This is a genomic window from Klebsiella sp. P1927, assembly GCF_018204675.1.
Taxonomy (GTDB): domain Bacteria; phylum Pseudomonadota; class Gammaproteobacteria; order Enterobacterales; family Enterobacteriaceae; genus Klebsiella; species Klebsiella pneumoniae.
The window spans coordinates 171,293-195,154 of record NZ_CP073378.1; the positions used below are offsets into that span (position 1 = coordinate 171,293).

Consider the following 23,862-nt stretch of genomic DNA (forward strand, 5'->3'; position numbering starts at 1 on the left):
ACTCACTCACCTTCCAGGCTTTTTACCCGCAAATCATCACCTTCACTGATGCGCAGCCGTTCACTGCCGCAGTGCGGACAGCATCCGGCGTGCTGCATGATTTCGGCCTCACGGCTGCAATCCCAGCACCATGCCTGTGCCGGGATAACATCAATATGCAGTGTGCAGCCCTGCGCCACGGTATCACGGCAGGCGATATCAAAACAGAAATGCAGTGCACTCTCCTCAACATCCGCCAGTGCGCCGACTTCCAGCCAGACATCCGTTACCCGCGCAATGCCGTGCTGTTCAGCCTGTTCGCGGATAATGTCCGCCGCACCGAGGGCTTTACTAAGCTTGCCCCTTCCGCCGTTGTCATAATCGGTTATGGCATCGCATTTTATTTTCTTTCTCTGGTTCTGAAATCCATCCCTGTCGGTGTTGCTTATGCAGTCTGGTCGGGACTCGGCGTCGTCATAATTACAGCCATTGCCTGGTTGCTTCATGGGCAAAAGCTTGATGCGTGGGGCTTTGTAGGTATGGGGCTCATAATTGCTGCCTTTTTGCTCGCCCGATCCCCATCGTGGAAGTCGCTGCGGAGGCCGACGCCATGGTGACGGTGTTCGGCATTCTGAATCTCACCGAGGACTCCTTCTTCGATGAGAGCCGGCGGCTAGACCCCGCCGGCGCTGTCACCGCGGCGATCGAAATGCTGCGAGTCGGATCAGACGTCGTGGATGTCGGACCGGCCGCCAGCCATCCGGACGCGAGGCCTGTATCGCCGGCCGATGAGATCAGACGTATTGCGCCGCTCTTAGACGCCCTGTCCGATCAGATGCACCGTGTTTCAATCGACAGCTTCCAACCGGAAACCCAGCGCTATGCGCTCAAGCGCGGCGTGGGCTACCTGAACGATATCCAAGGATTTCCTGACCCTGCGCTCTATCCCGATATTGCTGAGGCGGACTGCAGGCTGGTGGTTATGCACTCAGCGCAGCGGGATGGCATCGCCACCCGCACCGGTCACCTTCGACCCGAAGACGCGCTCGACGAGATTGTGCGGTTCTTCGAGGCGCGGGTTTCCGCCTTGCGACGGAGCGGGGTCGCTGCCGACCGGCTCATCCTCGATCCGGGGATGGGATTTTTCTTGAGCCCCGCACCGGAAACATCGCTGCACGTGCTGTCGAACCTTCAAAAGCTGAAGTCGGCGTTGGGGCTTCCGCTATTGGTCTCGGTGTCGCGGAAATCCTTCTTGGGCGCCACCGTTGGCCTTCCTGTAAAGGATCTGGGTCCAGCGAGCCTTGCGGCGGAACTTCACGCGATCGGCAATGGCGCTGACTACGTCCGCACCCACGCGCCTGGAGATCTGCGAAGCGCAATCACCTTCTCGGAAACCCTCGCGAAATTTCGCAGTCGCGACGCCAGAGACCGAGGGTTAGATCATGCCTAGCATTCACCTTCCGGCCGCCCGCTAAATATCTCCTTTTGGGTTGTTAATAAAACATCCAATAAGTTGACTGTGCGTGAAAAAGAAAGTTTTGTGTGATGGCGTTGAAGATCGCACCGTTAAGCTCTTATGTGGGATGGTGCAGAGCTCGACGACTACCGATAAAACGCAACCGCCGCAAACAGACAAGAAAAAGCCCCAACTGATAACAGTTGGGGCTTCAGTATTGTGATTGGTGGAGCAATAGCACCCTGAACCCAAAACCTTCTCGCTCAACCGGTAGTGGCTGATAACAACTCGTGAGGGCTATTGCGGGTTAAGCATTTAGCGATGTCTAGGGCCAGACTGGACGTCTGAACGCAAGCCGCTGATACTGTACATAACCACAGTATCAGCGGAGGATACCCATGTCGCTGGCAAGGAACGCCACGGCGAGTCAATCGCCCACTCAAACAAACGGTTACGAACGCCACCAACCCGACCAGACGCTGCTCTACCAGCTGGTTGAGCAGCACTACCCAGCCTTCAAAGCCTCACTCGAAGCCCAAGGTCAACACCTGCCTCGCTACATCCAACAAGAATTCAACGACCTCCTCCAATGTGGCCGTCTGGAGTATGGTTTCATGCGGGTTCGCTGCGAGGATTGTCATCACGAGCGTCTGGTCGCCTTCAGCTGTAAACGACGCGGCTTTTGCCCTAGCTGCGGTGCCCGCCGGATGGCCGAGAGTGCGGCGCTGCTGATAGACGAAGTCTTCCCCAAGGAGCCCATTCGCCAGTGGGTGCTCAGCTTTCCTTTCCAGCTACGCTTTTTGCTGGCTCGCCATCCCCAGCTGATGGGCCAGGTCTTGAGTATCGTCTATCGTACACTCTCAACTCATCTGATCAAAAAAGCCGGTTACACCAAAGCCTCTGCACAAACTGGCTCAGTGACTCTTATCCAACGCTTTGGCTCCGCGCTAAATCTCAATGTCCACTACCACATGCTGTTTCTCGATGGTGTCTATGCCGAAGATGACTATGGCAAGCAACGCTTCCATCGTGTCAAGGCACCCACTTACGATGAGCTGAATACGCTCGCTCACACCCTCAGCCATCGCATCGCTCGCTGCATGGAAAAGCGTGGGATTTTGGAGCGTGATGCCGAGAATACGTGGTTGACACTGGAAGAGGGCGAAGACGATACGCTGACTCAATTACATGGTGCTTCGGTTACGTATCGCATTGCCGTCGGCCCCCAGCAAGGGCGCAAAGTCTTCACCCTGCAAACCTTGCCAGGGCGTGAGGATAAAGCCGACTCAAGCAGTCGAGTAGCCAACCATGCTGGTTTCTCGCTACACGCCGGTGTGATGGCCGAAGCGCATCAGCGGGATAAGCTTGAGCGCTTGTGTCGCTACATTAGTCGGCCAGCGGTTTCAGAAAAACGTCTGGCATTAACCGCCAATGGGCAGGTGCGTTACGAGCTCAAAACTCCGTACCGCAATGGCACCACCCATGTGATCTTCGAGCCGCTGGACTTCATCGCCAAACTCGCTGCGTTGGTACCTAAGCCGCGAGTCAACCTCACACGCTTCCACGGCGTCTTTGCACCGAACAGCAAACACCGAGTTCAAGTAACACCCGCCAAGCGGGGCAAGAAGCCCGACAAATCGGAAGGTCTCGATACTAACTGGCGTGACAAGAGTCCTGCAGAGCGCCACCGCGCCATGACCTGGATGCAACGCCTCAAGCGAGTCTTCAATATTGATATTGAAGTCTGCGAACACTGCGGCGGTCACGTCAAAGTGATTGCCAGCATCGAAGATCCGAAGGTCATTGAGCAGATTCTCAAGCATCTGAAACAGAAAACAGCCAAGGCGAATGCCGCCAAGCAGCGTGAGCTGCCACCAGAACGAGCGCCGCCACTGACTCCCAGCCTGTTCGATCCATCACAGAGTCGTCTCTTTGACTGACGACCCCAAATCCAACACTGCTCAACACTGCCAACTTTTAAACGGGGCGGTGGGGCAGTTTGTATCTCTCGAGCTATCAGGCTAGAGATTTTACCGCCAAATCGAACCTTATTAGAGCGGTTTAGGCTGGACCGGCAGTTAAAATTGGGGCTTGAGCGGTAAACGAGTGAGGGAATTTCAGGTAAGATACTTCGGATGAGGAGCAAAAAGGTGGTTTATACTTCCTATACCCCTGGATGGACGAACAAGCCATTAAGCAGTGGCATTGCCTGGTCCACCATGGCCGCCGAGGGAGAGGTTTCCACTACAGTGACACCGCCATTGAGACGGCCCTGATGCTAAAAGGCTTGTTCAAGTTGCCGCTGCGGGCGCTAGAAGGCTTCATTAACTCGTTGTTCCAACTGATGGCGGTGCCTTTGCAGTCGCCGGACTATAGCTGTATCAGCAAGCGCGCCAAGACCGTCGACATCAAGTACCGCCTCCCCAGCCAAGGCCCGGTGGCTCACTTGGTCATTGATGCCACCGGCCTCAAGGTCTATGGCGAAGGCGAATGGAAAATTCGCAAACACGGCAAGGAGAAGCGACGAGTGTGGCGCAAGCTCCACTTGGCGGTGGATGCCACAACCCATGCGGTCATCGCTGCCGAAGTCAGCCTGGAGACGGTGGCGGATAACGAGGTGTTACCGACGTTGCTCAACCCCTTACGACGCAAGATAAAACAGGTCAGCGCCGATGGTGCGTATGACACCAAGGCCTGTCATGCGCTACTGAAGAAAAAGGGGGCGAAAGCCACCATACCGCCGAGAAAAAATGCGGCACCGTGGGAGGAAGGCCATCCCCGCAACGAGGCGGTGACGGCGCTCAAGGCCGGTGAACTGAAGCAATGGAAGAAAGACTCCGGCTATCACCAGCGCTCGATAGCCGAGACCGCCATGTACCGGTTCAAGCAACTCATCGGGCCAACGCTGAGCCTGCGGAACTACAACGCCCAGGTGGGCGAAATCCTGGCTGGCGTGAAGGTGATGAACAAGCTGATAGGGCTTGGTATGCCTGTTCGCCAGCCAGTGAATTGAGTGGTATCAACGGGTTGGGGAACGGCCATCCAGCGACGGATTTGGTCAACAACGCCGATAACACCTCGAAATCGGAGTTTATATGGCTTCGTGGGGGAGTTATGTGTTTGAGCTTTGTCGCATTAACGCGAATCAGGGGTTGACGGCAGAAATGGACTGGAATTACACTTCTTAGAGTCGGCGTTGCCGGAAAATTCTGATTGGATTAGTTGTTCGGGGTGCGAAAACAGTCGTAGTTCGGGGGAAAAACCGAATTTTGACCCGAAACCGCAAAAAACCCGAAATGACAGTTCCTATCAAATACTTAACTTGTAGGTTCTTTCAAATGGATAAGAATGATGTTGTTAAGAAGATACTTGAATCAAAAAAGTACGAAAACCTTGATTCAGATATTGTTGAAAAGGTTGTTTCCATTTCTGAGAAGAAATATAAATTAAAGGAAGTTGAGAATTATTCTAAAAAGAAATTGCATCAAATATGGGGGTCTTACTATTCTGCCTATCCTAATTGGGATAAATTATTAAAAAAGTACAATCAGGGGCAGTTATCAATAGAAGATTTACTAAAGATTCATTCTTCGACGAATGAAAGAGTCGCAACATTAAATGACTTTTACACTTATGTATTTGGAAATATCAAACATGTCTCATCTATTTTAGATTTTGGTTGTGGCTTCAATCCATTAGCTTTATACCAATGGAATGAAAATGAAAAAATAATATATCATGCATACGATATTGATAGAGCTGAGATAGCTTTTTTGAGTAGCATTATTGGGAAGTTAAAGACGACGATAAAGTATAGGTTTTTGAATAAAGAGAGTGATGTCTACAAAGGTACTTATGATGTAGTATTCCTTTTAAAGATGCTTCCTGTGCTAAAACAGCAAGATGTAAATATCTTGGATTTCCTACAGCTTTTTCATACTCAAAACTTTGTAATATCTTTTCCAATAAAGTCTTTATCTGGAAAGGAGAAGGGAATGGAAGAGAATTACCAGCTATGGTTTGAATCTTTTACAAAAGGTTGGATAAAAATCCTTGATTCGAAGGTTATAGGGAATGAGTTAGTATATATTACTAGTGGATTTCAGAAATAACTCCGCCTCCAAGGCACTCATTTTCTTGGAAAAGTACTAAACTCTGTCCAACGGCTGGAGCCCATTGTGGTGCAGAAAATTCAAATATATATCCATTTTCATTCTGGGTTACTTTTACTGGTGTATCCTGACTTCTATAACGGATAGATGCTGTATAGTTATTATTAAGTAATGAAGTTTCGTTTATCAAGTGCAATTCTGAAACACTTACTATGTTTTTCCAAAGTTTTGGATTATCTTTTCCTTGGACAACATAGAGGATATTTTGAGGAAAAGATAGGTTTCAACTACAGTTTAGAAGGTTAAAAACAAATGCATGCATGGCTCAAAAGCAATCTAGGGAAGGTGCGAATAAGCGGGGAAATTCTTCTCGGCTGACTCAGTCATTTCATTTTTTCCTGTTTGAGCCGTTTTTTCTCCCGTAAATGCACTGTATACCGATATGGGCAGGGCGAAGCGCTAAAGTACAACAATCTTATTGTTAGCTATTGTCTTGGCGTTCCAGAAAATCTTTAAACTCAATAGTATAAAGCCGTAACAGCACCATGGTTAACGCAAAAATAATTGGCCCATAAATCAAACCAATTAAACCAAAGAGTTGCAAACCACCTGAGGTATCCCCAGAAATTCTGTAGTTAAAATAAAATGTTAGTTGATTGGGGAACATTCATGGCGGTTCCTGATCTGATCATTCGCCAAAACTCCCACACCGCGGATGCTCACCATGAATGTAAAAGCTATGCTCGCTGATTTCCTCACCTTTGTCACGCCAAAATCAATGCATAAAGCCCGATTTTCGGTTTTGCTAGATGCGGTAACCGCCCTGGCAAAGGATGCGTGTTGCACCGTTACTGCGATTGGCCGGGCGATGCCTGGCTCTTCAGATAAGGTCAGTATCAAACGGGCAGATCGTCTACTCAATAATCCTAACCTGCAACGAGAGCTGCCATTGATTTATGCTGCGCTGACGGCTTCTATTGTTGGCCATAAAACTAAGCCGATGATTTTGGTTGACTGGAGCAATGCCGATACTGCCAAGCGACACTTTATCCTGCGTGCCAGCATTGCCGCTGACGGTAGAGCGTTGACTCTGCTACAGAAGATTGCCGCCGCAGAAGATTATACCTGCCCACACCTACACGGGGCGTTTTTAAAGCAGCTTAAAGCCATGCTACCCAAGGACTGTAAGCCCGTAATTGTCACTGACGCGGGGTTTAAAGTTCCATGGCTGAAACAAGTGCGTAAGCTGGGATGGCATTATGTAGCTAGAGTTCGAGGCAATGTGAAGCTTAAATTGGCAGAGCAGGACAAGTTTATCAGTGTTAATCAGCTTTATCGGCAAGCGAAGAAGGATCCAAAAAGTGTAGGAAAAATCATGCTTGCCCAAACACAACACTATGAAACGCAGGCCGTCCTGGTTGGCAAAGGTTATAAGCTATTGAAACGCGATAAAAATAAGACGTATAAGGAACCATGGTTGTTGGTGTCATCCTTAGCTGACTGCCATGGGTATGCGGATAAAATTGCTAAGTGCTACAGTAGCCGAATGCAAATTGAAGAAAGCTTCCGTGATCAGAAAAGTCACCGCTATGGCCTGGGTAGCGATTTGCATGGTACCAAGAAGAAATCTCGCTTAGAGATACTGCTACTACTGGCCGCATTGGTTAATTGGTTTCATTACCTGCTAGGTAGCGCAGCGGAGAAAGCGGGTTTGCACCTGCGTTATCAAGCTAACACCGTTAAAAATAGGCGGGTATTGGCCCTGAATTTCCTTGGGATATTACTTTGCAAAGAACCCAAACAGCGAATACGCAGGCAATATTATCAGCAGGGACTTAAACAAATACTACAGTGGGTGGTTCAGTGGGACTGGGCAGTAATCAAACAGGCTGATAGCTGATTGTATGAATGGAAATTTTGTGGGGATCCCTCAGGTTGTCTAGACTTCTTTTAACAGTAAAGTTATCATAAAACTGAATTTTATTTTTTAGGTAAGTTTATGCATTCTATCCGCATTCGTTAAGACACAACTATTTGCATAGTGACACTATTTTATAATGGTGGGCTTTTGTTGTGTCTTTAAGAATATATGCGGATATATAAAGTAAAAGTATGCTTAATTTATAAGTATGCTTTTAGTGCATAGTTTCCAGTTATAACTTAATTGACTAGCTATTTGTCCACCCTGTGGATGAATAGCTTTTTTTTTGGGAGGACACTGTGATGCTAGCTTTTGTTTTCACCTAAATCCTGTTTGCTGCATAAAAAATTTCAAGAGCTAAACAGGAGTAAATAAAAATGAGTTTAATTATTAAAGCGAGAAACATACGCTTGGATTATGCTGGGCGTGATGTTTTGGATATTGATGAATTGGAAATTCACTCTTATGACCGTATTGGTCTTGTGGGTGATAACGGAGCAGGAAAGAGTAGTTTACTCAAAGTACTTAATGGCGAAATTGTTTTAGCCGAAGCGACATTACAGCGTTTTGGTGATTTTGCACATATCAGCCAACTGGGCGGAATCGAAATAGAAACGGTCGAAGACCGGGCAATGTTATCTCGCCTTGGTGTTTCCAATGTACAAAACGACACAATGAGTGGCGGAGAGGAAACTCGTGCAAAAATTGCTGCCGCATTTTCCCAACAAGTACATGGCATTCTAGCGGATGAACCAACCAGCCACCTTGATCTCAATGGAATAGATCTACTTATTGGTCAACTTAAAGCATTTGATGGAGCATTACTTGTTATCAGTCATGACCGATATTTTCTTGATATGGTTGTAGACAAGATATGGGAGTTAAAAGACGGTAAAATTACGGAATATTGGGGTGGTTACTCGGATTACTTGCGTCAAAAAGAAGAAGAGCGACAACACCAAGCCGTAGAATATGAGCTGATGATGAAGGAACGGGAGCGATTAGAATCTGCTGTGCAAGAAAAACGCCAGCAAGCTAATCGATTAGACAATAAGAAAAAAGGAGAAAAATCCAAAAACTCTACCGAAAGTGCTGGACGACTTGGGCATGCAAAAATGACTGGCACCAAGCAAAGAAAACTGTATCAGGCAGCTAAGAGTATGGAAAAGCGTTTGGCTGCATTAGAAGATATTCAAGCACCAGAGCATTTGCGTTCTATTCGTTTTCGTCAAAGTTCAGCCCTAGAACTGCACAATAAGTTCCCGATTACGGCAGATGGTCTGAGCTTAAAATTTGGTAGCCGTACTATCTTTGATGACGCTAACTTTATAATACCGCTTGGCGCTAAAGTCGCTATAACTGGATCGAATGGAACAGGGAAAACGTCCTTGTTAAAAATGATATCAGAACGTGCTGATGGATTAACCATATCTCCAAAAGCTGAAATTGGCTACTTTACACAAACAGGATATAAATTTAACACGCATAAATCTGTGCTCTCCTTTATGCAGGAAGAGTGCGAGTACACAGTTGCGGAAATTCGTGCAGTATTGGCTTCAATGGGGATCGGAGCGAATGATATTCAAAAAAACTTATCCGACTTATCGGGAGGTGAAATCATCAAACTGCTTTTATCCAAAATGCTTTTAGGAAAATATAATATTTTGCTTATGGATGAACCAGGAAACTATCTTGACCTAAAAAGTATTGCCGCATTAGAAACAATGATGAAGTCCTATGCAGGAACTATTATCTTCGTATCTCATGACAAGCAATTGGTCGATAATATTGCTGACATTATCTACGAGATCAAAGACCACAAAATCATCAAGACTTTTGAGAGAGATTGTTAATGATAGCCAATCTAATCCGAACATTAATTATTGAACTCTTTAAAGGAAATTAAAAATGACAATTCAAGATATTCAATCACTTGCTGAAGCACACGGCTTGTTGCTTACGGACAAAATGAATTTCAATGAAATGGGCATTGATTTTAAGGTCGTTTTTGCTCTTGATACAAAGGGGCAACAATGGTTGCTGCGTATTCCTCGTCGTGATGGCATGAGGGAACAAATCAAGAAAGAAAAACGCATTTTAGAATTGGTAAAAAAACATCTTTCTGTAGAGGTTCCTGATTGGAGAATTTCATCTACAGAATTAGTGGCTTATCCCATACTTAAAGATAATCCTGTTTTAAATTTGGATGCTGAAACCTATGAAATAATTTGGAATATGGACAAAGATAGCCCGAAATACATAACATCTTTGGCAAAAACCTTATTTGAAATCCATAGTATTCCTGAAAAAGAAGTTCGGGAAAATGATTTGAAAATTATGAAACCTTCAGATTTAAGACCTGAAATAGCAAACAATTTGCAGTTAGTAAAATCTGAAATTGGTATAAGTGAGCAATTGGAAACCCGCTACAGAAAATGGTTGGATAATGATGTTCTATGGGCAGATTTCACCCAATTTATACATGGCGATTTATATGCTGGGCATGTACTAGCTTCAAAGGATGGAGCTGTTTCAGGCGTTATTGATTGGTCAACAGCCCATATAGATGACCCAGCGATTGATTTTGCTGGGCATGTAACTTTGTTTGGAGAAGAAAGCCTCAAAACTCTAATCATCGAGTATGAAAAACTAGGGGGTAAAGTTTGGAATAAACTATATGAACAGACTTTAGAAAGAGCAGCGGCCTCTCCTTTGATGTATGGTTTATTTGCCTTAGAAACTCAAAATGAAAGCCTTATCGTTGGAGCAAAAGCTCAGTTGGGAGTTATATAATTTAAAAATATGATTGCTGAGAACTGCCTTGTTTTGAAACTTGGTTGGCTTTAATTAGTTTTTAGTATTCTTTATAGAAAATGCCTCGATCAAGGGGCATTTCTAACAATCATTTAACATAAAATTTCTTATACGAAATGCTTGTGTAATGGCTCAATAGTAATGTCCGCCTGTGGCTCAATTCAGATGTCCGCGCTATGGTAAGCTTCACTGGTCCGTTTAAACTACCGGGAGGCATATCATGAGCGCAGAAAGCTCAGGAGTGTTTACTTTGAAAGAGATCAACCGGATCAAGATTATACAGGACGTCATTGAACGTCGCATCACAACGCGCCGTGCGGCCGAGCACCTCGGTATCAGCGACAGGCAATGCCGCAGACTTCTTGCCCGTTACCGTGAAGGCGGACCGCTTGGTATGGCCAGCAGACGATGTGGCATGCGTGGTAACCGCCAGTTGCCACCCGGGCTCGCAGATCAGGCTCTGGAACTGATCAAGACGCGTTATGCTGATTTCGGTCCGACTCTGGCGCGTGAAAAGCTCGAAGAACTCCACGGACTGTTTCTTGGCAAAGAAACTGTCCGGCGCATCATGGTGCGGGCTGGCTTATGGGTTCCCCGTAAACAACGTGCCGCAAGGATCCCTCAACCACGGTACCGGCGTCCGTGTACTGGTGAGCTGATACAAATAGATGGCTGTGATCACGACTGGTTTGAAGGCCGTGGCCCGGCCTGCACCGCGCTGGTCTATGTTGATGATGCAACCAGCAAACTGATGGAACTGTTGTTTGTTAAATCGGAGTCCACGTTTTCTTACTTCGAAGCCACGCGGCGCTATATCGATAAGCATGGTAAACCGCTGGCACTGTACAGCGATAAAGCCGGTGTTTTTCGTGTTAACAATAAACACGCCACAGGCGGAGACGGGCATACTCAGTTTGGGCGAGCCATGCATGAACTGAACATCCAGACTATCTGTGCAGAAACCAGTCCCGCCAAAGGGCGTGTAGAACGAGCTCACCTCACTTTACAGGATCGTCTGGTCAAAGAGCTGCGGTTACAGGGCATTTGTTCAATGGAGGCTGCAAATGACTTCGCTGAGGCCTATATGGCTGACTATAACCGCCGTTTTGGCAAAGTACCGCGACATGATTTTGACGTACACCGTGCTGTAGAACATGATGAGGACCTGGGGCTTATTTTCACTGTTCGTGAAAAACGTAAAGTCTCAAAATCGTTGACGATACAATATGATAAAATGTTGTACCTGATTGAAGACAGCGAACTGAGTCGCCGTGCAATAGGTAAATATATCGATGTGTATCACTATCCTGATGGCAGAAAAGAGCTGCGCCTGAACGGTACGCTACTTCCCTACTCTACCTACGACCGACTGTCAGAAATCGACCAGGGCGCGATTGTCGATAACAAGCGTCTTGGCCGAACCCTGGAGTTTATCAGTCTGGTGCAGAGCAAGCGGGATAACACGCGCTCTCAGTCAATTCCCGCTGGAGATGGCCCTTCCCGACGACGGCCAAAGCAGGAAGGGAAGAAATCCCAGCGCTCACTGGATAATGATGACATGCTCGAAGCACTCAAACAGCTTCAGTCACGTTCAGAGGACATTTTTGGTAAAAGAGCCCGCTGATGGTACTCACTGGCCGGACAGTGGTTGCTCACCAGTTGATATTGTCCGGCCAGACCCATGATGTATTATTCATTTCGTTCAGCATCTTTATGTCCTGCTTTTCACGGGCATACTTACCCCATAATGAATGAAAAGAACGAACAATACTGATTAACTGCTTTTTTCTTTGCTCCGGAGATAGGCTGATAAAATAGCAGCACCTGCTGTCAATATTATCCTCAATGAAATTAAAATCAGAGTCTGATGCATATTTTACTGTTAGCATAATATCATTCGACGTTGTTCTCTCAGACTCTGTTAATGCTGATTCTATCAGGTATTCAAAGGCATACATGACAGACAGCTGGTTTTTGTCTGTCTGAATATAACCCATTGAGTTTCTGAGTATTGAGGACTGTACCAGGACCAGAGGCCATAAAAGCTCAACACCATAAAGCTTATATGTATCATGTTGATCATACTGATGTTGCTCAACACGACGATTACCTTCCCGTGCTTTACGAATATCATAGGCAAGGGATAACATAAATCCGTCTTTAACTTTAATCAGTGGGCTTTCATCCACGATGTAATGAATGAGTTCATGTAATTCATTCAGGGCTTCTGAATCTCCCCACAGTATAAAACCTGCATTGTTCGGCGTTAACTCGTATCGAAGCATGGGCTCAATCATCCTGTTGTTTCAGTCGGAGGAAAGTCTATCAGTAAAGAGAATGAGAGATCAAAGTGGTCATTTTAATTGAGCTGGATAACGGACATTTCAATTGAGCCTTGACAGCTTGATATTTCTCTTTAAATATCATTATATTAACGTAAGCCGTTCTGGAGTATAGGGCACCAGAACGGCTTTTTATTGATTATTCATGTTCCACGATCACTAATTGAGCGATGTTCCACGGTTTTATTCAGTTTTAATAAACATCATCCGGTTTTTTGAGGAGTCATTATTTCAAGTGCTTGCACTGAAATTGGCTCTTCAAAAAACTGGAGTCTTGGCTAACCATATGGAAGGAAAAAGCGGCTTAGGAAGCCTCTCTTCTTCTGTTCTGGTTCAACATGCTCCGGGATAGGAATACGCTTATTGTCTTGCTGAGGAGTAGTCAATTCGTCATAGTTCGTTGCTAGTTCCGACCGAGGATCCGTTGCTATATCCTGTTTAAAGCTCTGATCGGTAAAGGTAGTCATATTGGCTTTTGGTGCTTCTAGTAAGCGCTGCATAGCTTCAATCTGTTCTTGATAAAACGATTCACGTTCTAAAGATTGATTTTCTCTCTGTATTGCCTGATTTAATTGTTTTTCCAGTATGTCAACTTGACGTTTTAGTAAGTCAACTTCTGTCAAGTTTTGACTGTTAATTGATTGACTTTGATTGACTGTATCCTCTTTTTTTTGTGGTTCCCCAAAAACTCTTAGGGCCTCTGAAAAGTCAATTAATCCATCAGATCCTTTAGATAAATTTCCTTTGTTTATATGTGCATATATGGCTTGTCTTGAATATCCATAAAGCTTAGCTAACTCTGAAACTGACAGTTTTTTCATTATGTAAACCAGTTTTCAACTTGTGTTAATACCTGACTGTTAACTTAACAATTTCAATTAACAATGTCATTGAAATCCTAATTTTCTGAGTAAAGGAAGTAATTCCTTAAATTTCTCTGCATCTTGCAGCATGGCAGCTATACGTACAGCAAACTGCTGATAGCTTTCTGTGCCTTGTGAATATTTACTCATCTCAGGAAGCTCTGAGAGCTTGTTGGCGAATAGATGGCGTTGTTTATCTGTTATTTTTGAAAAGAGGTCTAATGTATTCGGATCTCTTTTAGATTCGACTGAATGCGTGGCTGATTTTTTCTGTTTAAAGCTAAATGAAAAACCAGTAATAGATCTACCTGTTTTATGCTGTTCAACTTTGACAATAATATCGGTATGTTCATTTACTTGTTTTAATGCAATGTCTAAAACATATTTTTTAAAATCATACATTCGTTTGTATTCAGTCTCGAGTACACCTATTTTTTGTCTAAAATCATACATAGTTATGAGAGGCGTTTTTCCAGTACTACGCCATGCAATCAATATTTCATATAAACGAACAGCATAAGCACTTGTTAAATTACTTATTTGTTGTATTTCATACTTTGTAAATTGTTCTTCTAACCTAGTAATTAAAGGCACAATAGCAGGGGCAAAAATAAGTCTAACGACAGCTTCATTATCAATATAAGCCACCTCGCTCACCCATCTTGATTTGTGATTAATAGTGTTACCTTTTTCACTAAGACTCTGATAACTGAATTGTCTTGCAAACAAGTCATCGCAAGCATCTTTTAACGCCTGATAAGCCGTATTTCGATGTACACGGCACTGTTGCAAATAGTCGGTGGTGATAAACTTATCATCCCCTTTTGCTGATGGAGCTGCACATGAACCCATTCAAAGGCCGGCATTTTCAGCGTGACATCATTCTGTGGGCCGTACGCTGGTACTGCAAATACGGCATCAGTTACCGTGAGCTGCAGGAGATGCTGGCTGAACGCGGAGTGAATGTCGATCACTCCACGATTTACCGCTGGGTTCAGCGTTATGCGCCTGAAATGGAAAAACGGCTGCGCTGGTACTGGCGTAACCCTTCCGATCTTTGCCCGTGGCACATGGATGAAACCTACGTGAAGGTCAATGGCCGCTGGGCGTATCTGTACCGGGCCGTCGACAGCCGGGGCCGCACTGTCGATTTTTATCTCTCCTCCCGTCGTAACAGCAAAGCTGCATACCGGTTTCTGGGTAAAATCCTCAACAACGTGAAGAAGTGGCAGATCCCGCGATTCATCAACACGGATAAAGCGCCCGCCTATGGTCGCGCGCTTGCTCTGCTCAAACGCGAAGGCCGGTGCCCGTCTGACGTTGAACACCGACAGATTAAGTACCGGAACAACGTGATTGAATGCGATCATGGCAAACTGAAACGGATAATCAACGCCACGCTGGGATTTAAATCCATGAAGACGGCTTACGCCACCATCAAAGGTATTGAGGTGATGCGTGCACTACGCAAAGGCCAGGCCTCAGCATTTTATTATGGTGATCCCCTGGGCGAAATGCGCCTGGTAAGCAGAGTTTTTGAAATGTAAGGCCTTTGAATAAGACAAAAGGCTGCCTCATCGCTAACTTTGCAACAGTGCCCAAGGTATTGCGCGCCAGGGCCGTGACCTTGCTGCCCAGCCGGGCAAAGGCTTGCGCCAGCTCCAGCGCCACCACCGACGAGCCGATTACGGCAAGGCGTTCGGGAATGGTGTCGCTCGCCAGGGCCTCGGTGGAAGTCCAGTAGGGTGACTCTTTCAAGCCCGGAATCGGCGGGACCGCCGGGCTGGCACCCGTGGCGACCAGGCAGCGGTCGAACATCACGACGCGCTCGCCACCCTCGTTCAAACTAACGATAAGGCTCTGGTCGTCCTTGAAACGCGCTTCACCGTGCAGAACGGTGATGGCTGAATTGCCGTCCAGGATGCCTTCGTACTTGGCATGACGGAGTTCTTCGACACGGGCCTGCTGCTGGGCCAGCAGCCGCTCGCGCAAGATCGTCGGCGGTGTGGGTGGCATGCCGCCGTCGAATGGGCTTTCCCGGCGCAGATGGGCGATGTGGGCGGCGCGGATCATGATCTTGGACGGCACACAACCGACGTTGACGCAGGTGCCGCCGATGGTGCCGCGCTCAATCAGCGTGACCTGCGCGCCTTGCTCGACGGCCTTCAGTGCTGCCGCCATCGCGGCTCCACCGCTACCAATGACGACGACCTGCAACGGGCGTTCGTTGCCACTGGGCTTATCAGCGGCCCCTATCCAGCCGCGCATCTTGTCGAGCAGGCCGGCGCGGTTGTCCGTCGGTGGCGCATCGGCAAGCGTTGCCTCGTAGCCCAGTCCGGCCACGGCGGTAGTCAGCGCATCCGATGACGTGCCCGCCTCAATGGCGAGTTGCGCTGTGCCCTTCGGATAGGACACCAGCGCCGATTGCACGCCGGGCACTTTCTCCAAGGCTTCCTTGACGTGAGCCGCGCACGAGTCGCAGGTCATCCCGGTGATTTTCAGGGTGGTCATGTATTTTTCCTTTTCTGTGGTGGCTACGGCTGTTGCCGTCAGCCACGTTGTTCTGGCAATTCACAGCTGTCCGGCCCGCAGCGGCGATGTGCTGGCGAGATGAAATCCCAGACCGACACCCCAACCATCAAGGCCAGGCCGACATAGAGCAGTCCACCGCTCTGCCAGCCGTAAGCCCGCATTAAAAACACCGCTGCCAGCACCAAGATCGGGCCTATCGTGCCGAGCGCCGTGCGTCGCCACTGTCGATGATTGAGCCAAGCGATAGCATTGGCGAGTAACGCGATGCCGGCGAACATCGGCAGCAGGATGCCAATGAATAGCCCCTCGTACTGGCTCAAGAAGCCCAGTCCGATGGCCGCGCCAAAGCTGGCGATGGCAGGAAAACAGGCGGCGCAGCCCATCGCGGAAACGACGCTGCCGAGCGCGCCGGTTTTGCCAGCGATGCGCGTGATGAGTCCCATGTGTCGCTCCCGAGTTCGGTTAACGGATCAGCGTTTGAGGCTGGACGGATAGCCCGCGTCCTCGGTCGCCTTGGTCAACTTCTGGACGTTGGTCTTGGCATCGTCGAAGGTGACGACGGCCTGGCGCTTGTCGAAACTTACGTCGGTCTTGCTCACGCCCTCAACCTTGGAAAGCGCGTGCTTGACAGTGATCGGGCAAGAGGCGCAGGTCATGCCAGGCACGGACAGCGTGACGGTCTGGGTGGCGGCCCACACGGGGGCAACAACGGCAGCGAGGGCGAGGGCGGCAAACAGTTTTTTCATGATGAACTCCTGTGATTAATAGAAAAATGGCATGACGTAGGGAAATCCGAGCGAGACCAGGACCAGCGCGGCCACGATCCAGAAAATGAGCTTGTAAGTAGCTCGCACTTGGGGAATCGCGCAGACCTCACCCGGTTTGCAGGCTTGCGCCGGGCGGTAGATGCGCCGCCAGGCGAAAAACAGCGCGACCAGCGCTGCGCCGATGAAGATCGGGCGATAGGGTTCCAGCACCGTCAGGTTGCCGATCCATGCCCCGCTGAACCCCAAGGCGATCAAAACCAGCGGCCCCAGGCAGCAGGCCGACGCAAGAATGGCGGCCAGCCCACCGGCGAAGAGCGCGCCGCGCCCGTTTTGTGGTTCAGACTTTTGTGGTTCAGACATACGCTTGTCCTTTCAAATTTGGTTTGGATAGCTTAAGCTTACTTCCGTAGTTATGTACGGAGTCAAGCGATATGCAAATTAATTTTGAGAATCTGACCATTGGCGTTTTTGCCAAGGCGGCCGGGGTCAATGTGGAGACCATCCGGTTCTACCAGCGCAAGGGCCTGCTGCCGGAGCCAGACAAGCCCTATGGCAGCATTCGCCGCTATGGCGAGGCGGATGTAACACGAGTGCGGTTCGTGAAATCGGCCCAGCGGCTGGGCTTTAGCCTGGACGAAATCGCCGAGCTACTGCGGCTGGAGGATGGCACCCATTGCGAGGAAGCCAGCGGCCTGGCCGAGCACAAGCTCAAGGATGTGCGCGAGAAGATGGCCGACTTGGCACGCATGGAGGCCGTGCTGTCTGAACTGGTGTGCGCCTGCCATGCGCGGAAAGGGAACGTTTCCTGCCCGCTGATTGCGTCACTGCAAGACGGAACGAAGCTCGCTGCATCGGCGCGGGGGAGTCACGGGGTGACTACGCCTTAGCGTGCTTTATTTTCCGAATTCTGAGACGACCCCCTCTTCAGGCAGGCACAATTTTCCGGAATGCCCGGATTAATATGTGGTAATTATGATTTTCGGGCATCAAATGTAACGACAGAGTTACCTGACAGACAGGTATTCCCCTGACGGCCAAAGGCATCATCAATAACCGCAACCGTCGTCTCCGACACAGTCAAAACAGACGGAAAGGTGAGGACTGACATCCTTCCATACCGTGTCTACTGGATGCTCTGCCATGATCCGGGAACGGGTCAGTATTGGATGCACCAGTGTCGATACCGGGAATGTCTACTGCAGGCGACAACGATCTACATTTTGCATCGAGCGTTATTCTGGCTGCGTTGTGTCTACTGTATGCGATGCCCTCTGCTTCGTGATTAAAACTCAAACAATATTATCAGGACATACCGAGGTTCCTGTCTTTTGTGTCGACTACAGTAGACCAGCGGGAAAAGAGGGGGGAGGGGTTACCTCTATACCAGAACGCAAAAGTGATAATTCAAAAGAGACAGCCACATACACAAAATCAGATAGGTTTTCCAGATTGTTGTGTAATCTGTAACCTAAGGCTAATGTATGTGTACATTAGCATTAGCTGGGGAAAAGATACGTGAGAGCTGAAACGCAAGAAGCTATGCGGATGTTTTTGGGGGGACGTTGCTACACGGCTAAACAGCTCGAAAAGGACTATCTCTCTGAAGTGGCAGGTTACAGCGACGACCGCTGGGAAGCGCCGCAAAGAGCTGCCCGGCTGGCGGCAGCGGTAAAACGCTACAAAACCTCCGAGATGCTGCGTTTTATTTTTGCCACCATCGCGTATGATCCCGACCCGGATCTGACCCCGCTTGCCGTGAAGCGGCTGTGTCAGGCCTTGTTCGGCAGAACCGGTAGCCAGTGGCTTATTGTGGAAATTTTCGGGGTGAAGGGACGGCAGCACCGCAGCGTTGACAGTACGCCGGAGGCCGTTGAAAAAATGGCAACCAGGTATCGTCATGCAGCAGAGCTGCACTGGGCTGCAACTCTGGCGGAAATTGAACGGGTAAAGCGCAACTATCAGACCCTGGTTAAGGCACCCGGGAAGAGAGAAGGGTGAATACCATAAACTTAAAGCTAATGTACGCGTACATTAACTTTAAGATAAAGTGGATCTACAACCTATTTTTCTGTATCACAACGGCTTCCAGACTTGTCGATTTGCACGGTAATTCCGGCCGGAAGCGACAGGGGATACCCGGACATTTCGGCTGGAAAAACCGATCGCATTTGGCAAAAAGCGCATCGGCATTGAAGACGTGGCCGCGACCATTGAGGGATGCAATGAAGTATTTCATGCAGGACTTTCGGCAGGCATCCTGGACCTGAACATATCAGTAATGCTGTCTTTTCTCATCTTTGACTCACGCCTGAATGAAATTATTCATCATCACCGGCATGGGCTGCAGTGCTGGTATGCACTTTATAGCAGTCCACCCGGCGGGACAATTCATGAAAGCTGGTGGGATCGGACCATCACACTCAAAACGTAAGACAACATGCCTTATAGCCCTGCAAAGCTTTTGCCCCGGAGCGCCACGCTCTGCGTGGGTCGCGACTGTGCACATTTTCGGCATATTCTTTTTTTCTTTTTTTTTATTTTTTCTCTTTTTTTCGTCCGCGCGGGGGCGGTGGGCCTGGCACGGTGAAGGTCAGAATCCTTAAGGGTATGTTGTCTTACGCAGGCTCTTTTGCTGCCTGCAGCACTTGCCGGCGATCAGAATCAGGAAAATGTCCATCGCCAGTTTTCCCTCATTTATGGCATACAGTAGACATCAATCCGGTGTAAGGTACCGGTTCTGACCGGACTATTTCCCCTGGGGCTGCTGTTCGTTACAGCTCTGAGCTGATACCGTGGATACGCGGCTTGTTCTTACGCTTATCACCGAAAGTGGCGAACGGTCCTTACGGGCTAACGCTTTAACAGAATTAACGCCAACTTTGTTAGGGAGATAATAAGTGAACATCGAAGCGAAGCAGTTTCTTACCGGCAGCGGCAGAAGAGTACTGACAAATGAGGGCAGACAGGGTATGGGTGGAGTTGCTGGTGTAGGCTCTTCAACCGAGAAAATGCTGGGCTACGTCGCTGAAGCTGTTTTTGAAAACTGCGGCCAACTGGATAACCAACAGCTCGATGACATTATCAGCTGGATACAACTTTATAAGTCCTGAATGATGCATGAGTGTACAATGCAGCTCGTGTTTCTAACCGACGAAGCGTGCCAGATTTGAATTGTATATAAATCTGCTACACATGGGGTATCTATGAAACCTGAAGTTCGTGAAGCTCCGATTAGTATCCGAGCCAAAAAATCACAGCGTGACCTGATCGACATGGCCGCAAGCCTGGTCTCAAAATCACTGACTGATTTTATGCTTGAGGTCGCCTGCAGGGAAGCACAGGACATTCTGCTTGATCAACGCCTGTTTCTCCTCAATCACAACCAGTTTAAGGCGTTTATAGAGGAGCTTGACGCCCCAATAACGCCGGAGCGCAAGACGCGAATCGATAACCTGATGAACCGCAAATCACAATGGGAATGAGAGCGCCTGAATCCCTGACGGCTGAACATAACATCGCTGATGTTCTGTTGCCAGGTGCCTGCCCTTAATAAGTGGTTAAAGACAAAGGCTCTCAGAAACCACAGTACCGGCATTTCCCGTGTCTATGCCGTTTGCGCAGAAAACACGAACCGGATCATCGGTTATTATTGTTTATCTTCGGGTAGCTTCCGCCATAAGACAGTGCCTGGGACATACCGACGCAACGCACCTGATGTCATTCCGATCATTGTCCTGGGACGGCTTGCCATCGACCACTCCTGCTCCTGTGCTTATCCTCCCGGGTAGATCGGGCTTTTATGAAAACAGTGACATGTATAGGGAAGAGGGATGCCGGAAAGCGGGTTGGACGTCCTTCAGTACTGAATGAAGAACAGAAACTACGGTGATTGCACAGATTAAGCGGGAGTCGTTTTTCAACAAAATGCCTGCAGGTCAGGGGAGAATTCATCGCAGGGATGTTATGGTAGATTGCTTGCCAGTTTGAAAGTAGCCTTATCAGACATTCAGGGAAAGGAGAGTCATCGGTATGACAATTTTAGTGACGCTACAGGCTCAGCTCATTGTGGGAGAAGAGCAGGTGATAAAAAGCCTGGCTCCTGAGGGGATGCTGGCGGCCGTATTTGAAGACGACGGCCGGACCGGGTATTTCTATGCGCTCGATGAGTCCCTTGAAGGAAACCCGATTCTTGATGCAGTGCATATCTACAATGTCGAGGATATATCAGACGCCCACATTCCTTCTGACGTTAAAATCGGCTGGTCTGAAGACAGTCAGAAGTGCGTGCTCCTTATCAACGGATATCCGCATGCAGCGTTCGATTTCGTGGGGAAAAATGGGTACTGCAGAAGCGGATACCCACCCCCGATTAACAAGGTTTGGTCTGTGTCTGGCCATGAATGGAGCGATTCGGTGGATGACTTTTTCCGGTGAGTTACGGTGGGCTTAACGCCTGCCGCTTTTCTTTATCCAAAGTGAAAATGTCGCCCTGAAGAGACCGGACGATTTCATGGACTTTCAAATGATAAACCAGGTATCCAAATGCCCGCTTCTCTTTCATGCCTTAAATGACGAAGTCGTGGCGTTTTACACAAAGTTTGGATTCGAGACCTCTGCAGTCAATGCACTGACATTATTGTTCCCGGTCAAAGTATGAAAACGGCTCGGCGCTGATGGAAGGCTCGTCCGGGGCAGGATAGCAGGTGATGTTACTCATACTTCCCTGGGACTGGCTCCCCCATATAGGTGTGGGTACAGCAACGGCAAGTTACCTTAACGTCCTTTCCCATAATCGAAGGGTTTACCTGTTGTAAGATTCCATTTCCATCAACAAACAGGCCCGGATAAAAGCTGCTGTCACCGATACGTACCAAATCTCTTTTCTGATGCTCATGCAGCGCGACCAACCAGAAAACAGGCTCTGTTGTATCAAGACGACCACATACTTCGCTGAATACCTTATCCCAGGGTTGGCCAATCTGTTTGACGAGAAAGTAAAACAATGGGGTATAGTCACGGCCTCTCTTTTGCCTGCCATGCATTGTCTCGCGCTTTGCCAGCAGCTCGTCTTCGGCTTTTTTACGGTTTCGCCCCCAGCGATACTCCCCCCCCGGATTAATTGAATAATGCCGCGTAGTTGTATTATCACTGCGATATAGTTTACGTGACTTGTTCAGTTTATGAGTACGCATAGCCTGGTCTTCTATATGCTTCTTTCTTATGTGAGCCAGAGCGCTCACCGGATCCGGGTTCAGTAGCCTGTGATGGCTAAAATTAAGGTCATGTTTAAAGGTGCTTGTCTCATTCTGCTGAGGTATCTTTCGCCAGACAACTACCAAAATTCCGTTTCTGGCCCAGAGTGGCCTGTCAGGTGAAGTTGAGCTCTGCGCTGCAACAATGTCAGGTCAGGGTTAATGTAAAGCTAAATTTCATACCAACAAAGACATCCATTACCCCACAAATACCCCTGGAATAAGCCCGGCTCGTGCAGCAGGGCTTATCTGATTTACATACCAAAACGCCTGATAACGTTTTACCTCACTCCACCTTTTGCTGGTGATGAATATCAGTTAATTCACCACGAGTTGTACCACTACCAGCCGTCCACCATCCTCTGAAGAAAGGATGAACTGGGTGTTGTCCTCCAGCAGCAACTTTTCACCAATGCCGACCGTTTTCCGATCGGGAAGTGATATGAGCCCGCTAAGCCCCTCGTTAACCAGCCACCACTGGTCATTATGGAAGACGAAATAACCAACCCTTTTCTTCTGCTCATCGGTGGTTCGTTCGTTAGGAGCAATCAGTCGGTTGACGTGCCATGCATATAATGACTGACCGCTCCACACCATAAGCCGGTGATCATCTGGCCTGAAAGTTCCAGCCTTTCTCGACGAATACAGATTCAGGATGGGGAGTTTGCCTTTGTACGGTGTACCGCAATAGGGACAAACGGGTTTGGTCTTGCCATTGAAAACGTACCATTTCTGGTCACAATCATTGTTCTGGCATGGCTGGATGAGATCAACGGTTTTTACCAGGGCGCTCTCCCATTCATCGGCTGTCGGGCGCTTCGACGGATCATGCAACCCGTCAATAAAAGCCCGGTCGAAGAGAGGTTTCAGGTAGGGCCCCATAATGGTGTACGGGATTTTCTGAGGATCTGCCCACGGGAGCGAAAACGATGAGACCTGATTAACCTTAACTGCATTGCTTCTGTCAGTCGGGTGTTCGATAAAAAGTGCCCGCTCTCCCATGGAAAGCGCCTCATCCCTGACCTCATCATCGATATCGTGAATTTTCCCTCCCCGTAACGGGTGCCGGAAAAGAAGATACATGTAAATGAGTACCGAAAGTGCATGCCGGTCAGTAGCGATACTCGGCAATACGCGGCGGGGATCGTCTTTGGGGAGATGGCTTGTCTTCACCACTTCCGGGGCAATAAAATCAGGTGTACCAACCACGTCTGGAGGATATTTTCCCGGAACCACCAGCCCATCAACATCAATAATGCATGCGTGGCCTAGTTCCGGATCTATCAGCACATTTTTATAACTCAGGTCACTATGACACAGGCCCGCAGCATGCATTCGTCTGACTGCACGCGTTAGAAGGATGCAGACCTTCAGATAGTTAAGCGTATTGCCACGTTCACGCGGATCCAGAAATTTATTCTGATTGTTCGCGCTGGCAAACCATTTCCCTTCCTTTTCTCGTCCTTTGATCCCGAGGAAATCATTGTTTTTGGAACCATATCGGAAGAAGAAATGCTGCTGGTAAGCAGGTACAACAATACCCACCTTATCAGCGTGCTCAACCACATCAGTGGGCCAGCAGAAGAGACCTTTCCAGTAATCTCCACCCGTCTGCTCAAAAATATTCTGCCGGTACCTCCCGGTGATCATGTTGATACGTTCCCGGGCCTGTTCATTCTGCGGTTTATGGTAGAAGGCTACGACATATGATTTATCCGGAGAAAAATAAACGTCTTTCATTGAGCCAGAGCCGATGACTTCATCGACATACTGAATGGTTTTCCCATCCTTAGTTTTGCATGTAATTATATTTGCCATGAATAG

The 23,862-nt window shown here is 48.2% G+C and carries 24 protein-coding genes and 3 pseudogenes; 15 read left to right on the top strand and 12 right to left on the bottom strand.

The features are described from left to right. Window positions 1-2 precede the first annotated feature (2 nt). A complete protein-coding gene (gene hypA, locus KB892_RS28120) occupies window positions 3-368 on the bottom strand; it encodes a hydrogenase maturation nickel metallochaperone HypA (protein WP_025999322.1) in 366 nt (121 codons plus the stop codon). Here hypA and KB892_RS28125 point away from each other — a divergent pair. The 5 genes and pseudogenes from KB892_RS28125 (at window position 261) to armA (ending at window position 5,547) form a co-directional block, all read left to right on the top strand. Then, the gene (locus tag KB892_RS28125) at window positions 261-596 is read left to right on the top strand and encodes a DMT family transporter (protein WP_052238321.1); all 336 of its coding nucleotides are present in this window, start codon (window positions 261-263) and stop codon (window positions 594-596) included. The two genes, hypA and KB892_RS28125, sit on opposite strands and share 108 nt — an antisense overlap. Next, window positions 590-1,429 carry a sulfonamide-resistant dihydropteroate synthase Sul1 gene (gene sul1 / locus KB892_RS28130; RefSeq protein WP_000259031.1) on the top strand — a complete coding sequence of 280 codons (840 nt, stop codon included), beginning with the start codon at window positions 590-592 and terminating at the stop codon, window positions 1,427-1,429. Before KB892_RS28125 ends, sul1 begins: the two co-directional genes overlap by 7 nt. 404 nt (window positions 1,430-1,833) lie before the next feature. After that, on the top strand, window positions 1,834-3,375 hold the full coding sequence (locus KB892_RS28135; RefSeq protein WP_000050481.1) for an IS91-like element ISCR1 family transposase: 1,542 nt from the start codon (window positions 1,834-1,836) through the stop codon (window positions 3,373-3,375). Between the two features lie 233 nt (window positions 3,376-3,608). Further along, a pseudogene (locus tag KB892_RS28140) lies at window positions 3,609-4,448 on the top strand (IS5 family transposase); the annotation flags it as partial. Between the two features lie 325 nt (window positions 4,449-4,773). Then, window positions 4,774-5,547, top strand: coding sequence for a 16S rRNA (guanine(1405)-N(7))-methyltransferase ArmA (gene armA, locus KB892_RS28145; protein WP_000359986.1), 774 nt, complete (start codon window positions 4,774-4,776; stop codon window positions 5,545-5,547). Here armA and KB892_RS31730 read toward each other — a convergent pair. Both KB892_RS31730 and KB892_RS28155 read right to left on the bottom strand, forming a co-directional pair. Further along, window positions 5,528-5,743 carry an aminomethyltransferase beta-barrel domain-containing protein gene (locus tag KB892_RS31730; protein ID WP_071547994.1) on the bottom strand — a complete coding sequence of 72 codons (216 nt, stop codon included), beginning with the start codon at window positions 5,741-5,743 and terminating at the stop codon, window positions 5,528-5,530. The two genes, armA and KB892_RS31730, sit on opposite strands and share 20 nt — an antisense overlap. Window positions 5,744-6,028: 285 nt before the next feature. Beyond that, window positions 6,029-6,214, bottom strand: coding sequence for a hypothetical protein (locus KB892_RS28155; RefSeq protein ID WP_002026779.1), 186 nt, complete (start codon window positions 6,212-6,214; stop codon window positions 6,029-6,031). A 48-nt stretch (window positions 6,215-6,262) separates the two neighbouring features. Here KB892_RS28155 and KB892_RS28160 point away from each other — a divergent pair, with 48 nt between their 5' ends. The 4 genes from KB892_RS28160 (at window position 6,263) to KB892_RS28175 (ending at window position 11,906) form a co-directional block, all read left to right on the top strand. Further along, on the top strand, window positions 6,263-7,447 hold the full coding sequence (locus tag KB892_RS28160) for an IS4-like element ISEc29 family transposase (RefSeq protein ID WP_002001451.1): 1,185 nt from the start codon (window positions 6,263-6,265) through the stop codon (window positions 7,445-7,447). A 398-nt stretch (window positions 7,448-7,845) separates the two neighbouring features. Continuing rightward, complete coding sequence (gene msr(E), locus KB892_RS28165; protein ID WP_000052512.1) at window positions 7,846-9,321, top strand: ABC-F type ribosomal protection protein Msr(E); 1,476 nt, start codon at window positions 7,846-7,848, stop codon at window positions 9,319-9,321. A 55-nt stretch (window positions 9,322-9,376) separates the two neighbouring features. Continuing rightward, entirely contained in the window at window positions 9,377-10,261 is an 885-nt protein-coding gene (locus KB892_RS28170) for an Mph(E) family macrolide 2'-phosphotransferase (RefSeq protein WP_000155092.1), read from the top strand. Between the two features lie 241 nt (window positions 10,262-10,502). Continuing rightward, window positions 10,503-11,906, top strand: coding sequence for an ISNCY-like element ISKpn21 family transposase (locus KB892_RS28175; RefSeq protein ID WP_001567368.1), 1,404 nt, complete (start codon window positions 10,503-10,505; stop codon window positions 11,904-11,906). Window positions 11,907-11,934: 28 nt separating this feature from the next. Here the strand turns inward: KB892_RS28175 and KB892_RS28180 are convergent, their stop codons facing one another. The 3 genes and pseudogenes from KB892_RS28180 to repM form a co-directional block, all read right to left on the bottom strand. Continuing rightward, window positions 11,935-12,567, bottom strand: a complete 633-nt coding sequence (locus KB892_RS28180; protein WP_001567369.1) for a DUF6904 family protein — start codon at window positions 12,565-12,567, stop codon at window positions 11,935-11,937. A gap of 335 nt (window positions 12,568-12,902) precedes the next feature. Then, window positions 12,903-13,445: a plasmid replication DNA-binding protein gene (locus KB892_RS28185; RefSeq protein ID WP_004896925.1), complete on the bottom strand. Its 543-nt coding sequence runs from the start codon at window positions 13,443-13,445 to the stop codon at window positions 12,903-12,905. A 66-nt stretch (window positions 13,446-13,511) separates the two neighbouring features. Further along, window positions 13,512-14,282 (bottom strand): annotated as a pseudogene (gene repM, locus KB892_RS28190) (replication initiation protein RepM); the annotation flags it as partial. Between the two features lie 47 nt (window positions 14,283-14,329). Between repM and KB892_RS28195 the strand changes: the two are divergent. Further along, window positions 14,330-15,034: an IS6-like element IS26 family transposase gene (locus tag KB892_RS28195; protein WP_001067858.1), complete on the top strand. Its 705-nt coding sequence runs from the start codon at window positions 14,330-14,332 to the stop codon at window positions 15,032-15,034. Between the two features lie 52 nt (window positions 15,035-15,086). On the opposite strand, the pseudogene KB892_RS28200 reads toward KB892_RS28195, so the two are convergent. From KB892_RS28200 to merT, 4 genes and pseudogenes are all read right to left on the bottom strand, one after another. Beyond that, window positions 15,087-15,998, bottom strand: a pseudogene (locus KB892_RS28200) (FAD-dependent oxidoreductase); the annotation flags it as partial. Between the two features lie 38 nt (window positions 15,999-16,036). After that, window positions 16,037-16,462: an organomercurial transporter MerC gene (gene merC, locus KB892_RS28205; RefSeq protein ID WP_000522996.1), complete on the bottom strand. Its 426-nt coding sequence runs from the start codon at window positions 16,460-16,462 to the stop codon at window positions 16,037-16,039. A gap of 27 nt (window positions 16,463-16,489) precedes the next feature. Next, window positions 16,490-16,765 (bottom strand): mercury resistance system periplasmic binding protein MerP, encoded by a 276-nt coding sequence (gene merP, locus KB892_RS28210; protein ID WP_000732275.1) that lies wholly within the window; start codon window positions 16,763-16,765, stop codon window positions 16,490-16,492. Between the two features lie 15 nt (window positions 16,766-16,780). Beyond that, window positions 16,781-17,146, bottom strand: coding sequence for a mercuric ion transporter MerT (gene merT / locus KB892_RS28215; RefSeq protein ID WP_001294656.1), 366 nt, complete (start codon window positions 17,144-17,146; stop codon window positions 16,781-16,783). 71 nt (window positions 17,147-17,217) lie between these two features. Here merT and merR point away from each other — a divergent pair, with 71 nt between their 5' ends. From merR to KB892_RS28240, 5 genes are all read left to right on the top strand, one after another. Further along, complete coding sequence (merR, locus tag KB892_RS28220; RefSeq protein WP_001166628.1) at window positions 17,218-17,673, top strand: Hg(II)-responsive transcriptional regulator; 456 nt, start codon at window positions 17,218-17,220, stop codon at window positions 17,671-17,673. A 628-nt stretch (window positions 17,674-18,301) separates the two neighbouring features. Beyond that, window positions 18,302-18,784, top strand: a complete 483-nt coding sequence (locus KB892_RS28225; RefSeq protein ID WP_004196892.1) for a hypothetical protein — start codon at window positions 18,302-18,304, stop codon at window positions 18,782-18,784. An 899-nt stretch (window positions 18,785-19,683) separates the two neighbouring features. After that, the gene (locus KB892_RS28230; protein ID WP_004181742.1) at window positions 19,684-19,896 is read left to right on the top strand and encodes a hypothetical protein; all 213 of its coding nucleotides are present in this window, start codon (window positions 19,684-19,686) and stop codon (window positions 19,894-19,896) included. Window positions 19,897-19,989: 93 nt separating this feature from the next. Continuing rightward, window positions 19,990-20,268 carry a type II toxin-antitoxin system TacA family antitoxin gene (locus tag KB892_RS28235; RefSeq protein ID WP_004118062.1) on the top strand — a complete coding sequence of 93 codons (279 nt, stop codon included), beginning with the start codon at window positions 19,990-19,992 and terminating at the stop codon, window positions 20,266-20,268. A 547-nt stretch (window positions 20,269-20,815) separates the two neighbouring features. Next, entirely contained in the window at window positions 20,816-21,220 is a 405-nt protein-coding gene (locus KB892_RS28240; RefSeq protein ID WP_004118061.1) for a DUF2251 domain-containing protein, read from the top strand. 275 nt (window positions 21,221-21,495) lie between these two features. Here KB892_RS28240 and KB892_RS28245 read toward each other — a convergent pair whose 3' ends face one another. Further along, complete coding sequence (locus tag KB892_RS28245; protein WP_032720951.1) at window positions 21,496-21,978, bottom strand: hypothetical protein; 483 nt, start codon at window positions 21,976-21,978, stop codon at window positions 21,496-21,498. A 378-nt stretch (window positions 21,979-22,356) separates the two neighbouring features. After that, complete coding sequence (locus KB892_RS28250) at window positions 22,357-23,856, bottom strand: helix-hairpin-helix domain-containing protein (RefSeq protein WP_004196935.1); 1,500 nt, start codon at window positions 23,854-23,856, stop codon at window positions 22,357-22,359. Window positions 23,857-23,862: the final 6 nt, after the last annotated feature.